2 tRNA genes are annotated in these 202 nt (G+C 51.0%); both read right to left on the reverse strand.

Annotated features, from left to right (window positions below):
• Nucleotides 1-14 precede the first annotated feature (14 nt).
• Nucleotides 15-89: transfer RNA gene (locus tag ACM6HU_RS02820), tRNA-Gly, on the reverse strand.
• A gap of 29 nt (nucleotides 90-118) precedes the next feature.
• Nucleotides 119-199 (reverse strand) — tRNA-Leu (locus tag ACM6HU_RS02825).
• Between the last annotated feature and the right edge of the window lie 3 nt (nucleotides 200-202).

Here is a 202-nt window from a genome sequence, read left to right on the forward strand (position 1 = left end):
GTCATATTGAAAATTGGAGCGGAAGACGGGATTCGAACCCGCGACCCCAACCTTGGCAAGGTTGTATTCTACCACTGAACTACTTCCGCAAGACATGTATGAGATATTTTATTAAAAGTGCGGGTGAAGGGAGTCGAACCCCCACGCCAAAGGCGCCAGATCCTAAGTCTGGTGCGTCTGCCAATTCCGCCACACCCGCATA

This window comes from Bacillus sp. IT-79MI2, from assembly GCF_949768135.1.
Classification (GTDB): Bacteria; Bacillota; Bacilli; order Bacillales; family Bacillaceae_G; genus Bacillus_A; species Bacillus_A pseudomycoides.